This is a genomic window from Serratia sp. S4 (assembly GCF_000347995.1).
Lineage (GTDB): Bacteria > Pseudomonadota > Gammaproteobacteria > Enterobacterales > Enterobacteriaceae > Serratia > Serratia quinivorans.
Window position 1 is genome coordinate 3,875,124 of the sequence record NZ_KB661120.1, and the last position, 16,337, is coordinate 3,891,460.

The 16,337-nt window shown below is 55.8% G+C and carries 12 protein-coding genes; 8 read left to right on the forward strand and 4 right to left on the reverse strand.

The window, feature by feature from the left end:
• Nucleotides 1–137 precede the first annotated feature (137 nt).
• The 3 genes from purM (at nucleotide 138) to speG (ending at nucleotide 2,501) form a co-directional block, all read left to right on the forward strand.
• Nucleotides 138–1,175 (forward strand): phosphoribosylformylglycinamidine cyclo-ligase, encoded by a 1,038-nt coding sequence (gene purM / locus SERS4_RS0118800; RefSeq protein WP_026142483.1) that lies wholly within the window; start codon nucleotides 138–140, stop codon nucleotides 1,173–1,175.
• Nucleotides 1,175–1,813 carry a phosphoribosylglycinamide formyltransferase gene (gene purN / locus SERS4_RS0118805; protein WP_017893633.1) on the forward strand — a complete coding sequence of 213 codons (639 nt, stop codon included), beginning with the start codon at nucleotides 1,175–1,177 and terminating at the stop codon, nucleotides 1,811–1,813. The genes purM and purN overlap by 1 nt, the downstream gene beginning before the upstream one ends.
• A gap of 133 nt (nucleotides 1,814–1,946) precedes the next feature.
• The gene (speG, locus tag SERS4_RS0118810; RefSeq protein WP_012146239.1) at nucleotides 1,947–2,501 is read left to right on the forward strand and encodes a spermidine N1-acetyltransferase; all 555 of its coding nucleotides are present in this window, start codon (nucleotides 1,947–1,949) and stop codon (nucleotides 2,499–2,501) included.
• A 78-nt stretch (nucleotides 2,502–2,579) separates the two neighbouring features.
• On the opposite strand, the gene pstB is transcribed toward speG, so the two are convergent.
• Genes pstB through SERS4_RS0118825 form a run of 3 tightly spaced genes read right to left on the reverse strand, consistent with a single transcriptional unit; the run spans nucleotide 2,580 to nucleotide 7,244 of the window.
• Nucleotides 2,580–3,392, reverse strand: a complete 813-nt coding sequence (gene pstB, locus SERS4_RS0118815; RefSeq protein WP_012146247.1) for a phosphate ABC transporter ATP-binding protein PstB — start codon at nucleotides 3,390–3,392, stop codon at nucleotides 2,580–2,582.
• A 28-nt stretch (nucleotides 3,393–3,420) separates the two neighbouring features.
• Nucleotides 3,421–5,073: a phosphate ABC transporter permease PstA gene (gene pstA, locus SERS4_RS0118820; protein ID WP_017893634.1), complete on the reverse strand. Its 1,653-nt coding sequence runs from the start codon at nucleotides 5,071–5,073 to the stop codon at nucleotides 3,421–3,423.
• On the reverse strand, nucleotides 5,070–7,244 hold the full coding sequence (locus SERS4_RS0118825) for an ABC transporter permease subunit (RefSeq protein WP_017893635.1): 2,175 nt from the start codon (nucleotides 7,242–7,244) through the stop codon (nucleotides 5,070–5,072). The genes pstA and SERS4_RS0118825 overlap by 4 nt, the downstream gene beginning before the upstream one ends.
• Nucleotides 7,245–7,638: 394 nt before the next feature.
• Between SERS4_RS0118825 and ppk1 the strand changes: the two genes are divergently transcribed.
• A complete protein-coding gene (ppk1, locus tag SERS4_RS0118830) occupies nucleotides 7,639–9,702 on the forward strand; it encodes a polyphosphate kinase 1 (protein WP_017893636.1) in 2,064 nt (687 codons plus the stop codon).
• Between the two features lie 10 nt (nucleotides 9,703–9,712).
• Nucleotides 9,713–11,263, forward strand: coding sequence for an exopolyphosphatase (gene ppx / locus SERS4_RS0118835; protein ID WP_012146251.1), 1,551 nt, complete (start codon nucleotides 9,713–9,715; stop codon nucleotides 11,261–11,263).
• A 32-nt stretch (nucleotides 11,264–11,295) separates the two neighbouring features.
• On the opposite strand, the gene SERS4_RS0118840 is transcribed toward ppx, so the two are convergent.
• Nucleotides 11,296–13,515 (reverse strand): GGDEF domain-containing phosphodiesterase, encoded by a 2,220-nt coding sequence (locus tag SERS4_RS0118840; protein WP_037410756.1) that lies wholly within the window; start codon nucleotides 13,513–13,515, stop codon nucleotides 11,296–11,298.
• A 398-nt stretch (nucleotides 13,516–13,913) separates the two neighbouring features.
• On the opposite strand from SERS4_RS0118840, the gene SERS4_RS0118845 reads away from it, so the two are divergent.
• The 3 genes from SERS4_RS0118845 (at nucleotide 13,914) to SERS4_RS0118855 (ending at nucleotide 16,333) form a co-directional block, all read left to right on the forward strand.
• On the forward strand, nucleotides 13,914–14,093 hold the full coding sequence (locus SERS4_RS0118845) for a YfgG family protein (RefSeq protein ID WP_012146253.1): 180 nt from the start codon (nucleotides 13,914–13,916) through the stop codon (nucleotides 14,091–14,093).
• A 190-nt stretch (nucleotides 14,094–14,283) separates the two neighbouring features.
• Nucleotides 14,284–15,717, forward strand: a complete 1,434-nt coding sequence (mgtE, locus tag SERS4_RS0118850; protein WP_012146254.1) for a magnesium transporter — start codon at nucleotides 14,284–14,286, stop codon at nucleotides 15,715–15,717.
• A 265-nt stretch (nucleotides 15,718–15,982) separates the two neighbouring features.
• Nucleotides 15,983–16,333 carry a DNA-binding protein gene (locus tag SERS4_RS0118855; RefSeq protein WP_012146255.1) on the forward strand — a complete coding sequence of 117 codons (351 nt, stop codon included), beginning with the start codon at nucleotides 15,983–15,985 and terminating at the stop codon, nucleotides 16,331–16,333.
• The last annotated feature ends 4 nt before the right edge of the window (nucleotides 16,334–16,337 follow it).

Sequence of the window (16,337 nt, forward strand, 5' to 3'; positions counted from 1 at the left end):
TAGATGACGAAAAATCGGAGCTGGTTCACAAGCCACTCGCAAACGTTTGCCTGCGCTGTTAGAATTGCCGCGCCTTAGTCCGGAATCAATGCCGGATGCACAGTTTTCAAACCGCAAACCGTCGTGGGGATCGCGCAGTGACCGACAAAACCTCTCTCAGCTATAAAGACGCAGGTGTCGATATCGATGCTGGCAATGCATTGGTAGACCGCATCAAAGGTGTAGTTAAACAGACCCGCCGCCCTGAAGTCATGGGTGGTCTGGGCGGTTTTGGCGCCCTGTGTGCGTTGCCGCAGAAATACCGCGAGCCGATACTGGTTTCCGGTACCGACGGCGTAGGCACCAAGCTGCGTCTGGCGATGGACCTGAAACGACACGACACCATCGGCATCGATCTGGTTGCAATGTGTGTGAACGATTTGGTGGTACAGGGCGCTGAGCCACTGTTCTTCCTGGATTACTTCGCGACCGGCAAGCTGGACGTGGACACCGCGGCCAGCGTGATCACCGGTATCGCCGAGGGCTGCAAGCAGTCCGGTTGTGCGCTGGTGGGCGGTGAAACCGCCGAAATGCCAGGCATGTATCATGGCGAAGATTACGACGTGGCCGGCTTTTGCGTCGGCGTGGTCGAGAAATCCGAAATCATCGACGGCAGCAAGGTGCAGTCAGGCGATGCCCTGATCGCCCTCGGCGCTTCCGGCCCGCACTCCAACGGCTACTCGCTGGTGCGCAAAATTCTGGAAGTCAGCAACACCGACCCAACCACTACAGTTCTGGAAGGCCAACCACTGGCTGACCATCTGCTGGCACCAACCAAAATTTATGTGAAATCCGTGCTGGAGCTGATCGAGAAAATCGACGTGCACGCTATCGCTCACCTGACCGGCGGCGGCTTCTGGGAAAACATCCCACGTGTACTGCCGGAAGGCATGCAGGCGGTGATCGACGAATCCAGCTGGCAGTGGCCGACCGTCTTCAACTGGCTACAGCAAACCGGTAACGTCAGCCGTCACGAAATGTACCGCACCTTTAACTGTGGCGTGGGCATGGTGATCGCTCTGCCGGAAGAATCGGTTGAATCCGCCATCGCATTGTTGACCGCAGCCGGTGAAAAAGCGTGGAAGATCGGTAAACTGACCGCTTCTTCTGACAAACAACAAGTGGTCATCAACTGATGAAAAAGATCGTGGTGTTGGTCTCCGGCCAGGGGAGTAATCTCCAGGCGCTGATTGATGCCTGCCAGCAGGGCCGGATTGCCGCCGAAATTGTGGCGGTATTCAGCAACCGGGCGCAGGCTTATGGCCTGCAACGTGCGCAAGCGGCAGACATTGCCGCCCATGCGCTGGATGCCAAGGCCTATGCCGACCGTGCGGCGTTTGACGTCGCGCTGGCAGAAGCCATTGACCAGTATCAACCGGATTTGGTGGTGCTGGCGGGTTATATGCGCATTCTCAGCCCGCAGTTCGTGCAGCACTTTGCTGGACGCATGCTGAACATTCACCCTTCCCTGCTACCGAAATACCCTGGGTTGCACACCCATCGGCAAGCCATCGACAACGGTGACAGCGAACACGGCACCTCGGTGCACTTCGTGACCGAACAGCTCGACGGCGGCCCGGTCATTTTGCAAGCCAAGGTGCCGATCTTCCCCGGTGACGAGGAGGATGAGGTAGTCGAACGAGTGCAAACACAGGAACACCTGATTTACCCGCTGGTGGTGAACTGGTTTGTCGAAGGTCGGTTGGCGATGCGTGATGACGCGGCCTGGCTCGATGGCAAGCGCCTGCCCGAACAAGGGCATGCGGCGGACTAAAATGTAAAACTGAACATTTTCTAAACGGCGCCTCTAACGGCGCCGTTTTTTTTCGCAGCATCGGCACCGCCAGCGCTATACTTGCCCACAATATAAAGCGCGATCCCTTACAATAACGACATAAGGAACCCCCATGTCCAGCCCTACCAACGTCAAGCTACGCCCACTGGAACGGGATGATTTGACGTTCGTCCACCAGATGGACAACAACGCCAGCGTGATGCGCTATTGGTTCGAAGAACCTTACGAAGCCTTTGTTGAGCTTTCCGACCTGTACGACAAGCACATCCACGACCAGAGCGAACGCCGCTTTATTATCGAACACCAGGGCGCCAAAGTCGGGCTGGTGGAGCTGGTGGAGATCGACCACATCCACCGCCGCGCAGAATTCCAGATCATTATTGATCCGACTCATCAGGGTAAAGGTTACGCCACTATCGCCGCCAAGCTGGCGATGGATTACGGTTTCTCGGTACTGAACCTGTACAAGCTGTATCTGATCGTCGACAAAGAGAACCCGAAGGCGATCCACATTTACAGCAAGCTGGGCTTCGAGGTAGAAGGTGAGCTGATTGACGAATTCTTCGTTAACGGCGAATACCGCACAGTGCTGCGCATGTGCATCTTCCAGCCGCAGTACATGGCAAAATTCAAAACCGCTGCCAGCGATAAACCTCTGGTGAAGTAAGCTAAAAACCCGCGAAAGCGGGTTTTCAACTGAATGAAGGCCTGGAGGTTATTTCACCGGCAGAAAGCGCTAACCCCATTAACCATAGCGCCCGGTAATATAATCCTCGGTACGGCGCTGGCGCGGTGAGGTGAAGATGTCGTCGGTGTCGTTATATTCCACCAATCGGCCCTGGTGAATAAACGCCGTGTAATCGGATACTCGCGCCGCCTGCTGCATGTTGTGCGTCACCAGCACCACGCTGTAGTGCTGTTTTAGCGCGGAAATCAGCTCTTCAATGGTTAGCGTGGAGATCGGATCCAGTGCCGAGGTCGGTTCATCGAGCAGCAGCACTTCCGGTTCGATGGCGATTGCCCGCGCAATCACCAGCCGCTGTTGCTGACCGCTGGAAAGGCGAAACGCGTTCTCGCGCAGCCGGTCTTTTACCTCGTGCCACAGCGCTGCGGCACGCAGCGAACGTTCCACCGCCTCATCCAGGATCCGCCGATCGCGCACGCCCTGCAGCCGCAGGCCGTAAACCACGTTTTCATAAATCGACTTCGGGAAGGGATTCGGACGCTGGAACACCATGCCGACCCGCCGCCTCAGCGCCGCAACGTCGATCTGCGTTCCAGAGATGCCCTGGCCGTTAAGTTGTAGTTCGCCTTCAATCCGGCAGTTGTCCACTAAATCATTCATGCGGTTGAAACAACGCAGCAGCGTCGATTTACCGCAGCCGGAGGGGCCGATCAGCGCCGTCACCCGGTGTTTTGGGATACGCAGTGAAATATCGTGCAGTACCTGCTTCTCACCATAAAACAACTTGAGATCCTTTACCGCCAACGCGGTATCTTCATCATCAAGATGCTGGACATCCAGCCGGGGCAAACTGCCTGGCGTCATCAAACCCATTGGGCACTCTCCAGCAATAGCTTCATTGTTACTGCGACCATGCTTTATACCGCTCCCTTAGCGAATGTCGGATGCCCATCGCCGCCAGATTCAACCCCACCACGATCGCCACCAACAGGAAGGCGGTGGCAAACACCAGCGGCCGGGCGGCTTCTACGCTCGGGCTCTGGAAGGCCATATCGTAAATCTGGAAGCTCAGGTGCATAAACTTCCGCTCCAGATGCAGATACGGGAAAATATCATCCACCGGCAACACCGGCACGGATTTCACCACGCCCACCAGCATCAGTGGTGCGGTCTCTCCAGCGGCGCGTGCTACCGCCAGGATCAACCCCGTCATCATGGCAGGTGCTGCCATTGGCAGAACAATGCGCCACAGCGTTTCCGCCCGGCTGGCACCTAATGCCAGCGATCCCTGACGCAATGAGGCAGGAATGCGCGACAACCCTTCTTCGGTAGCGACAATCACCACCGGCAAGGTCAGCAGCGCCAGCGTCAACGCCGCCCACAGCACGCCCGGCGTGCCAAAGGTCGGGTTGGGCAGCGACTCCGGGAAGAACAGTTGATCGAGCGTGCCGCCAATCATATAAACAAAGAAGCCCAGACCAAATACCCCATAGACAATCGAGGGTACGCCAGCCAGATTCACCACCGCAATACGGATCAGCCGTGTCAGCAAATTATTACCGGCGTACTCGTGCAGATAAACCGCGGCAATGACGCCGAACGGCATCACCACAATCGACATCAGGATCACCATCAACACCGTGCCAAAAATGGCCGGGAATACGCCGCCTTCGGTGTTGGCCTCACGTGGGCTGTCAGTAAGGAATTTCTTTACCTGCTCGCCCCAGTGCACTAGCTTCTGGGTGGTATTCATCGCATTGGGATACCAGGCATCGCGCACCTGGCTAAGCGCAATAGTATGAACCTGGCCGTGCATATCACGCAGCAGCAGCGCATCACGGTGACGATCGCGGTTCAAGCCTTCCAGTCGGTCAGACAACAACCGATACTGACGTTGCAGTTCCAGTCTCTCAGCGTTGATGGACGCCTGCGCACGGGCGTCGAGCTTGTCGTCATGCTGCAGGCTTTTCTCCCGCAGGCGCAGCGCATCAAACCGTTGGTTGATACGCGCCATATCGCGGAACTGAATATCATGCGCCTGACGGGAAAGCGCGGCAATTTGCGGCAAACGCTGCAACAGCGCCTGGCTGAGATTACGCCCGGTCAACGGCTGGCCGTCCTCCAGCATGCCCGCCAGATAACCATAAGCGGTGCCATTACTGTTGCGTTCCAGTACCAGCAAATTGCGCGGCGTACTCTTGCGAAGAATGTCACCGGCCAGCAGCGTACGGAAGTCCTGCCCTTCGCTGTCACGATTACCTACTTTGATCAGATAGCGCTCAAAACTCTGTGCATCTCCTGGCGGCAAGGCAACCCCGGACTCCTGCAATTGACGGCGCGGAATGCTCTGCTGTTGGTACAGTTCGCCAATCATGGTCACCGATCCTGCAGCGCTCTGATTGAGTTCAAACTGGTAGACCGGGCTGGGCCAGAAATAGCGCATCCCCTGCCCGGCCAGCAGCAGCATAATGCCGATCAACGCCAGCAGGCTGACGGCCACCGATCCGGCTGTCAGCCAGATCCACGGCGAGCCGCTCTTGGCCCAAAGCCTCATGGCGCCTCCTGATTCAGGGTATAGCGCTCACGCAGGCGCAGACGGATCGCTTCCGCCAGCGTGTTGAAGACAAAGGTGAAAATAAACAGCACCAGTGCGGTCAGGAACAGCACCCGATAATGGCTGCTGTCGGCCACCGCCTCCGGCATTTCGATGGCGATATTGGCCGCCAGGGCGCGCAAGCCCTGGAACAGGCTACCGTCGATCACCGGCGTGTTGCCGGTCGCCATCAGCACAATCATGGTTTCGCCCACCGCACGACCAAAGCCGATCATCAGTGCCGAAAAAATACCGGCGCTGGCCGATGGCAGAACCACCCGCATCACGGTTTGCCACTGGGTCGCACCCAACGCCAGCGATCCCTGGCTCAGGGTAGCCGGCACGCTGAACAAGGCGTCTTCCGCCAGTGAGAAGATGATCGGCACCAGTGCAAACCCCATTGCCACCCCCACCACCAGCGCATTGCGCTGGTCGTAATCATCGCCCAGCCAAAAATGCAGCGGCTCGCCAAACAGTTTTACCTCCAGCCACGGCCCCACGCTGAACGCCAACCAGACGGTCAATATCATCAACGGCAGCAGGATCAGCAGATCCATGCCCGGCGGCAAGCGGCGCGGTGCCAGCTTGTTCACCAGAGCGCCGCAGGCCAGCACCACTGCCGCCAACAACAGCGGCAGTGACAGCACCGCCAACAGATAGTGTTCAATCACCGGCGCCAGCCAGATACCGGCCACCAGCCCAATCACCACCGTTGGCAGTGCACCCATCACCTCAATCGCCGGCTTGATCACCCGCCGTAGCCCGGCCGACATGAAATAGGCGGTATAAATAGCCCCGGCCAATGCCAGCGGAATGGCAAACAGCATGGCGTAAGCCGCTGCCTTAAAGGTGCCAAAAATGACCGGCATCAGGCTGAACTTGGCCTGATAGCTGTCCTCACCGGAGGTGGATTGCCAAACATAGGCGGGCTCGGGGTAATTTTCATACCACACCTTGTGCCATAGCGAGCGCCAGGTGACATCGGGATAAGGGTTATCGATCGGATAATGCTGCCAACCCTGCGCCGTTTCCAGCAGCAGGCCGTCACCACGTGGAGCAAACGCCATCTGTTGCACCCCGGTGCTCAACCGGCCATTCAACAACGGCTGTGACTGAATGCTGGAAAACAGCGAGAAGCCCCCGTCGCGCCTAAGTGTGGCGAACACCCGACGATAAGGTTCAGCCACCAGCAAATCCCGTGGCTCGGACTGATGGTCGAAATGCTGCACCGGCGTCAGTTGCCAGCGCTGCCCTTTTTCAACATCAAACCACTCACGCAGGCTACCGTCAGCCGCTTCAATCAATAAGGCGCTGCCACCGGGCAAGGCCGTCAGTTGATAAGGAGTGCGATCGCCGAGAATACGCGTTTCTTTAAGCTGTAACTGAGTGTCGTTAATTTGATAGCGCGCCAGTCGGTTACCCGACAGCAGGTACAACTGACGGCCGTCCGGCGTCAGCACCAACTGTTGTACCGCGCTCTCCAGCGGGCTTTCGCTGAGCTGCGGCGCCTGGTCGCTGCCAAAACGGCCAAACACCAAACGCCGGTCTTCGGTAACCCCGGCCAGCAGATACTGCCCGTGCCGCGCTTCGGACAGTGCCAACAATGCCAGGGGCCGCCCCTGTTTATCCAGCGCCAATGGTCGTTGCCCCAGTGGGAATAGCCACTGTGGTGCAGAGGCGCTCGCGGCGGCAAAATCCGCACTGGCAACGATAAAGCGACCATCGGCCTGCGCCAGAGCAAACAGGTCACGTTCCCCGGCCGCCTGGGTCAGCAACGCCGGTTTGGTCAGCAATGGCTGCTGCGTTAATGGCTTGCCGGTGCCGGCGGGATCCTGCTGCGTCAGGGAGTAAAACTGCCCTGCTCCCTGCGTATCAATGCGATAGCCGATACGCTGCTGCACATCCATACCCAGCGCCAGCGCAGGCGCGGTGGCGCTAATCGGTAACGGCTTTGCCTGCCCCATCGCCGCCGGTTTAAACAGCGGCAGCACCGCAAACAGCAGGTAAACGAAGATCAGCATTAACGTCATCAGCACCAGCAGCCCGCTGACGGTCACGGCCGCCTGCACGCTACGGTCGATGCGCGCACGCAGCCGATCCCGGGGATGTTGGTTTACCGTAGTCTGTGCCATGTCTCTCACTGTCGCTGAAGTAAGCAGGCTTGCGCCATAGAATAACCGGGCATCTTATGTCAGTTTTATGACGTTTGCATGACAAAGTTGCCCGCCGAGTGCGTCGAACTTTAGGCTACACATAAGCATTATTAATCACATATATTGCTGAAAAATGATGATAAACCCGATCATATCTATAAACACAAAGCATGAAATGCGGGATTTTATGCCAGTTGGTAATGGCACGCAGTCCCAACGCCGCAGAAAATATTTTTACGCCTTAAAATGCCTCTCGCCAGGGTAATGGATATGTTGGACTTTCCTGTCAATCTCTCGCAATAATGATGAAGGACACTGAAGCGGCATCCGGGCTGCGTCCCGGATCCTTTTCTAAAATTGAACTGGAGTGGCAATGGGTCAGGAAAAGCTCTACATCGAAAAAGAACTAAGCTGGTTATCCTTTAATGAACGCGTATTGCAGGAAGCCGCAGATAAGAGCAATCCCCTGATTGAGCGCATGCGTTTTCTGGGCATTTACTCCAATAACCTTGACGAGTTCTATAAGGTCCGCTTTGCCGATCTCAAACGACGCATTCTGATCAGCGAAGAGCAAGGCTCTGGTGGCGCTTCACGCCATCTGCTGAAAAAGATCCAGGCCAAGGTATTAAAAACCGATCAAGAATTCGACAGCCTGTATAACGATTTGCTGCTGGAAATGGCGCGTAATCAGATCTTCCTGATCAACGAACGTCAGGTGTCGGAGAACCAGCAAATTTGGCTGCGACAATACTTCAAACAGCACCTGCGTCAGCACATCACGCCCATCCTGATCAATCACGAAACCAACCTGGTGCAGTTCCTGAAAGACGATTACACCTATCTGGCGGTGGAGATTATTCGCGGCATACGCATCGATTATGCGCTGCTGGAGATCCCGTCCGATAAGGTGCCGCGCTTCGTCAACCTGCCGCCGGAAGCCCCGCGCCGTCGCAAACCGATGATCCTGCTGGACAACATTCTGCGCTACTGCCTGGACGATATTTTCAAGGGCTTCTTCGACTACGACGCGCTCAATGCCTATTCGATGAAAATGACCCGCGACGCGGAATACGATCTGGTCACTGAGATGGAATCGAGCCTGTTGGAACTGATGTCCTCCAGCCTGAAACAGCGCCTGACCGCCGAGCCGGTACGTTTTGTTTATCAGCGCGACATGCCGAATGAAATGGTGGAGTTGCTGCGCGGCAAGCTGGGTATCTCCAGCTATGACTCGGTGATCGCCGGCGGCCGCTATCATAACTTTAAAGACTTTATCGGCTTCCCGAACGTCGGCAAGGCCAATCTGGTCAACAAACCGCTGCCACGCCTGCGCCATACCTGGTTCGAAAAGTTCCGCAACGGTTTTGACGCCATCCGCGAACAGGACGTGCTGCTTTACTACCCATACCACACCTTTGAACACGTGCTGGAACTGGTGCGTCAGGCGTCATTTGACCCTAGCGTGCTGGCGATAAAAATCAATATTTACCGCGTGGCGAAAGACTCACGCATTATCGAATCGATGATCCACGCCGCCCACAACGGCAAGAAAGTCACGGTGGTGGTAGAGCTGCAGGCACGTTTTGATGAAGAGGCCAACATCCACTGGGCCAAGCGCCTGACGGAAGCCGGCGTGCACGTAATCTTCTCTGCTCCAGGCCTGAAAATCCACGCCAAACTGTTCCTGATCTCACGCCGTGAAGGCGACGAGATTGTGCGCTATGCTCATATCGGTACCGGCAACTTTAACGAGAAAACCGCGCGTATTTATACCGACTATTCATTACTGACCGCCGACTCACGCATCACCAACGAAGTGCGTCGGGTGTTTAACTTTATCGAAAACCCGTACCGGCCGGTCACCTTCGACAACCTGATGGTATCGCCGCAGAACTCGCGCCTGAAGCTGTATGAGTTAATCGACAGGGAAATTGCCAATGCCGAGGCCGGGCTTCCCGCCGGCATTATGCTGAAAATCAACAATCTGGTGGATAAAGGGCTGGTAGATCGGTTATATACCGCATCCGGCGCCGGTGTAAAAATCCGCCTGTTGGTGCGAGGTATGTGTTCTTTGATTCCCAACCTGCCGGGGATCAGTGACAATATTCAAGTAATCAGCATCGTCGACCGCTATCTGGAACACGACCGGGTTTACGTTTTCGAAAACAAAGGTGACAAACTGGTTTATCTGTCCTCTGCCGACTGGATGACCCGTAACATAGATTACCGCATCGAAGTCGCGGTCTCGCTGCTGGATCCAACCCTGAAACAACGAGTTCTGGATATTCTGGAAATTCTGTTCAGCGACACGGTCAAGGCACGTTACCTCGATAAAGAACTGAGCAACCAGTACGTACCGCGCGGCAACCGCCGTAAAGTCCGTTCTCAGGTTGCCATTTACGAGTATTTAAAAGCTCTGGAACAACCAGGACAGTAGGCCAGCAACTATGCCGCTAAAAAGCACTGCAACAAATAAACCGCAGGAAATTGCTGCCATCGACCTCGGGTCGAACAGCTTCCATATGGTGATTGCCCGCGTCGTCAACGGCGCTTTACAGGTATTGGGCCGTTTAAAACAACGGGTCCACCTCGCCGATGGATTGGACAGCAACAATGTGCTCAGTGAAGAGGCAATAGAACGTGGACTGGCCTGCCTGGCGCTGTTTGCCGAACGGCTGCAGGGCTTCCCGGCGGATAACGTCACCATCGTCGGTACTCACACCCTGCGTCAGGCCGTTAACGCGGAAGTGTTTCTCAAACGTGCAGCTAAAGTGATCCCCTACCCGATTGAAATCATCGCCGGACAGGAAGAAGCGCGTCTGATCTTTATGGGTGTGGAGCACACCCAGCCGGAAAAAGGCCGCAAGCTGGTGATCGATATCGGCGGTGGTTCTACTGAGCTGGTGATCGGTGAAGACTTTGAGCCGCTGCTGGCGGAAAGCCGCCGTATGGGCTGCGTCAGTTTCGCCCAGCAGTTTTTCCCAGGCGGTGAAATCAGTAAAAACAATTTCAAGCGTGCGCGCCTGGCAGCGGCACAGAAGCTGGAAACCCTGGCCTGGCAGTACCGTATTCAGGGTTGGCAGTATGCTCTGGGCGCGTCCGGTACCATCAAGGCCGCACACGAAGTGCTGGTGGCGATGGGCGAAAAAGACGGCCTGATCACCCTGGAACGGCTGGAGATGCTGACGGAGCAGGTGTTGCAGTTTAAAAGCTTCAGCTCCCTGAGCCTGCCGGGGCTGTCGGAAGACCGTCAGTCGGTGTTTGTACCGGGTCTGGCTATCCTGTGCGGCGTGTTCGACGCGCTGGCAATCCGCGACCTGCGTCTTTCTGACGGCGCACTGCGCGAAGGCGTACTGTACGAAATGGAGGGCCGTTTCCGCCATCAGGATATCCGCAGCCGTACCGCAAAAAGCCTGGCCGATCACTACAATATCGACCGTGAGCAGGCTAAGCGGGTGCTGGACACCACCGAACTGCTGTACGCACAGTGGATGGCGCAAAACACCAAGCTGGCAAATCCGCAGTTGGAAGCGCTGTTGAAATGGGCCGCCATGTTGCATGAGGTGGGGCTGAGCATCAACCACAGCGGCATGCATCGCCACTCGGCCTATATTCTGCAAAACACCAACCTGCCCGGCTTTAATCAGGAGCAGCAGTTGCTGTTGGCAGCGCTGGTGCGTTTCCACCGCAAGGGTATCAAGCTGGAAGAACTGCCGCGGCTGAACCTGTTCAAGAAAAAGCATTACCTGCCGCTGATCCAACTGCTGCGTTTGAGCACCCTGCTCAATAACCAGCGTCAGTCGACCACCACCCCCGAGACGCTGCGCCTGAGTACTGACGATAATCACTGGACGCTGCGTTTCCCGGCCGGTTATCTGGCGTTAAACAACCTGGTACAACTGGATCTTGAACGTGAGCAGGCCTACTGGAATGACGTCGTCGGCTGGAAGCTGATTTGCGAAGAAGAAGAGACCCAAAACGAGCAACGTACTGCCTGAGTCTTTCGCCCCCTGCCTGCCGGGGGGCAAACTCAACGCGGTGTCGGTAACAGCGCCAGCAAGGGTTGTGGCTCGCCAATGAAGTAGCCCTGCATATAGTCCACGCCAACCCCTTTCAGCGCGACCAACTGCTCCATGCTTTCCACATATTCAGCCACTATCGCCAGCCGCTTCATGCGCGCAACCTTGCAGATAGACGTAATGACCTGGAAATCCACCGGATTGGTCAGCATGTCACGCACGAAACTGCCGTCGATTTTCAACATGTCGACCGGCAGCATCTTCAGCCGATCGTAGCTGGCATAGCCGGTACCGAAGTCATCCAGCGCAATGCGACACCCCATCTCACGCAGTGCCTGCAAATTGGCCCCGGCATAGGCCGTATCCTGCAACAGATGCGATTCGGTCACTTCCAGCGTCAGTTGATAGGGCTCAATCTGGTACTGCTCCAGCAGGCTGTTGACATCGTGGCGCAGCATAGGCCGGCACAGCGAAGAAGGTGACAAATTAACCGCGAAGCGCGCACTGGGCAGTTCGGCACGGTACAGATCCATAAATTTCAGCGTATTGCGCAACACCCACAGATCCAGCCGATACGCCAGGCCGAACTCATGTGCCACCGGCAGAAAATCATTAGGCGATATGATCTCTCCGCACGCGTCACGCATGCGCAGCAGAATTTCATGATATCGGTCACCGCGCAGGCCCACGATCGGCTGCGCCATCAAAATGAACCCATCGTTATCCAACGCATGCTGTACACCATGCAGTAACTCGACTTTGCGTTTGATTTCTTCCTGTACCCATTGCCCACCGTTTTGCACACTCTCCGGTTTGCCGCTGGTCAATGATACTTCCGCCAACGAGCTAAGCTCCCCCAGCAGAAGGTAGAGATGTTCGAAATCGGCATTCACGCTGCAATAGCCTAACCCCAGCGGCGGATGGAGCGGCAACCCGTTCCATATCAGACGGAATTTCTCCAGCGCGTGGTAGATCTGCAAAACCTTTTCTTCGCTGTCTTCGCCATCCACCCGCAGCAACAGATCATAACCTGGCAGATGATATACGCCCTCACCGGGTGCCAATACCTGATGCAGCAGCGCCGCCAACTGCTGTTTGAAACGAATGCGCAATTGCATACCGTAGTTGCGGCTCAGCAAATCCAGCTCGCTAACGCGCAGGAAACACAGCGTTGAAGGTAATGACAAGGTCAGATCGCGCTTGAGGGCGCGCAGGTTAGGCAAGCCAATCACCGGATCTTGCAGCGCAGCGCTTTGCGCCCTGGCATGGCTTAATCGCTGGCGGGTATTGAGCGCCGACATCAGGTAAATACACAGGGTAAACACCACCATCATCGAAGAGATGACTGCCAGGTTATGCAATAAATTGTCGCGCTGCGCATAACCGGGATAATGGAAAAACAGCACCAGCAGCGAAGAAGACCAGATAATGCAGTTGAATTGGTAGCCAAAGCGCATCGCGCCATACAGCATCACCGGCAGCAACAGGATCAGGCCATAGCCCCCCAGCAGCAGAGGATTGGAATTTTTGGCGTAGTAAGACAGCAAGGCCACCATGCTGACCAGCACCAGCAACCACAGAGACAACTCTTTTTTATCGGCCTGGGGGGCCATTTCACGGCCAAAACGTCGCCACAGCGTCAGTGCGAACCTGGGCTTGTTCAATAGGCGCAACATAAAGTAGAACAGCGGCATAGCGGACAGGCAACCCAGCAGCAGCGCCTGAAAATTGACCAGGGCCAACAAATAATCACTATTACCGGGCATCATCCCCAGTTCGTCAGGCAATTGGGCCAGAGCGACCAGCAGTTTCAGGCCGAAGACAAACAGCAACGCCGGCAGCACCACCAACCAGATCAACCTCGCTTTGACCAATGCCGGTACGCCGGGGGCCGCACACCAACGACGCTGAGTCTGGCTGCGATAGCCCAACCAGCACAGGATCAGACAAAGCAGGTACAACGAGGTGACCAATATGCCGCTCTCCAGCCCCAGTCGGCTCGCGTATCGCACCATGATGGCAAGGGTAATGCCCGGCAGCGCCCGCCAGTCGTAGACCATCAACAACGCAATGCAGGCTGCCAGTGGCAGATAGAGCAGATAGACTTTGCCCTCTGGCAACATAATGCGCGGCGACAACCAACCGGCGAACGGGATCAACAACAAGCCCCAGATGAGGGGATAACCCCACCAGCGCTCGCGTAAATGCTTCCAGAATATTGGCTTAACCATAAAAATAACGAGTCCGTCAGGGCGCAATTCCATTCGCGCGTTCAGGTAATAAGGCAGGTTCCTTTACGTACCTCTATCCATTCATGAGGCAAAGTGAAAGTAACATATGCGACAGGAGAATGGAGTGGAATTTTATGCGGCAGGGTCAGCAAGGGTTTGACTGCGATCAATCATGGAGGAAAAGTTGGGTAAATATGTGTAAGCCTATTTTGGGTATTTTCTTAAGTCCATGATCCAATAGACAAACTAAAACTCTTGCTAAACATAAGTGAAATATCCGACGGTACCAACTGGAAATAAATGGACAATATTTGTCATCGATAGCTAAAATTCCGTTTACAATTTATCGGCTTTCACCGTCGTTGAATGACACAGGAAACCGGCATGCCGGGTGATATATGCGTAAAAAAACCACCGGACAGATGACAAAAATAGTACTGTTTGTCAGCTTTATCATTTTGGTTGGCCGTCTGCTGTATGCTGCGGTGGTCGCAGTACCCCATCATCAGGAAAAAAAGCTCGCCCCTTATCAAACAACCACCGAAACAGGCGGCGAAAACCAGGGCACCGCTCCCTGACTTCAAAGACCCAGGCTACTTTGCAGGGCTTGCGAATAGTTAAGCAGCCTGCCGGCGTTTCGGCATGCCAGGCCCCTTACTTATTCCTCAGCTTCTGCTGCCATTTCATAAAAATGACGTCTGCATTCACTAAGCTCTCTGTTGTTCAGAGCTTGTCTGTAAGGACCCCTGAGTGCCAGTAAGGAATATCATGTCAGCCGCAACGCATAATGTTAAAAAAGTCGCTGAGCACCGCCAGCGCATTATTTCCCTGCTGTTAAATAACAAAGACCTGGTCGACGGCATTCTCGGCCGACCGGGTGACGAAAACGCCCTTAGCAAAAGTGAGCTGCTCAACCAGACCGCTGAAATTACCGGCCTGCTCGACGATATGCATGCCGCCGATTTGGCTGACTTGCTCGAAGCGCTGCCGCAGGACGAACGTCTGGCGTTGTGGCGGCTGGTGGGTAACGCCAAGCGCGGCCAGGCACTGGTGGAAGTCGCCGAGCCGGTGTGGGACAGCCTGATCGAAGAAATGAGCGATAAAGACCTGCTCAAAGCCATCAAAACGCTGGACGTTGATGAACAGGCCTATCTGGCGCAATACCTGCCGCGTAACCTGATGGGCCGCCTGCTGACCTCGATGGAGCCGGAGCAGCGCGCTCAGGTGCGCGAGATGATCCACTACGGCAAGGACACCGTCGGCTGGATGATGGATTTTGAACTGGTCACGGTGCGCCCGGACGTCACCCTCGGTGCGGTGCATCGCTTCCTGCGCCTGCGCAAAACCATACCGGCGGCCACCGATAAGCTCTTTGTCACCGACCGTAAAAATACGCTATTGGGTGAGTTGCCGCTCACCGCGGTGCTGCTCAATGACCCGGAAACTCTGGTACAGGCGGTGATGGACAGCGATCCCACCCGTTTTCTGCCGGAAGAGAAAGCCGAGGCTGCGGCCAGCGCGTTCGAACGTTATGACCTGATCAGCGCCCCGGTGGTCGATGCCAAAGGCAAGCTGATGGGCCGCTTGACCATTGAAGAGATCGTCGACGTGGTCAACGAGGAAAGCGACAGCAACCTGCGCCGTATGGGGGGCTTAAGCCCGGAGGAAGACGTGTTTGCCCCGGTCAGCAAAGCGGTGAAAACCCGCTGGGCATGGCTGGCGATCAACCTGTGTACCGCATTTATCGCTTCGCGCGTTATCGGCCTGTTTGAACACACCATTTCACAACTGGTGGCGCTGGCGGCATTGATGCCGATTGTCGCCGGTATCGGCGGCAACACCGGTAATCAGACCATCACCATGATCGTCCGCGCACTGGCCCTGCATCAAATCGAGGTCGGCAATATCTCCCGCCTGATGTTCAGGGAACTGGGGGTTGCCATCATCAACGGCGTAGTCTGGGGCGGTATCATGGGCATCGTCACCTGGCTGTTGTATGGCGATTGGGCGATGGGCGGGGTAATGACGCTGGCGATGATCCTCAACCTGTTGGTAGCGGCGCTGATGGGGGTGGTTATCCCGATGGCGATGCTAAAAATGGGACGAGATCCGGCGGTCGGTTCCAGCGTCTTGATTACCGCGCTGACCGACACCGGCGGCTTCTTTATCTTCCTCGGTCTGGCCACCCTCTTCCTGCTGTAATCTCTGATGGCCGGCGGCAACGCCGGCTTTTGCTGCCGTTCACTAACACCGTCCCCCTCTATTCAGCCTCATTCTCCTGTCTTTCAGGCCGTGGCGTCATTGGCCACATGCCCCCGATCACGTTTTTTTTGCTTAGCCAACCTGAGGTTAGTGGTATAACTAACGAGTTAAAGTTAATCGTTTGAACAAAACCTCGATACGGAAATCAGCACGCGCGTTAATTTCCACCACCATCTTTAAACGTGATTGCTCAGGGATAATGGCTATGAAAAACGAGTGGTTTGCCGCCAGAGAGCTTACCGGCATTGCAGGACTGCCCTCCTCGCCGCAGGGAATCAATTTGATGGCCCGCCGCGAAGGCTGGATCAGTCGCCGCCGAAAAGGCGTGCAGGGCAAAGCGGTGGAATACCACATCAATAGCCTGCCGATCGGCGCGCGCAGCCTGTTGGTACTGCAAGAAGATCCCGCAGAATATCAACTTGAACGCCAGGATCCGCTGGCAGTCTGGGTTGAGTATTACTATCACCTGAGCGAAAGCGAGCGCGAAAAAGTACTCACCTTCCTGATGCGTGAAGGGATCGACAGCCTGCTGGCGCTGATTGCTGCCGAAGAATAACGCG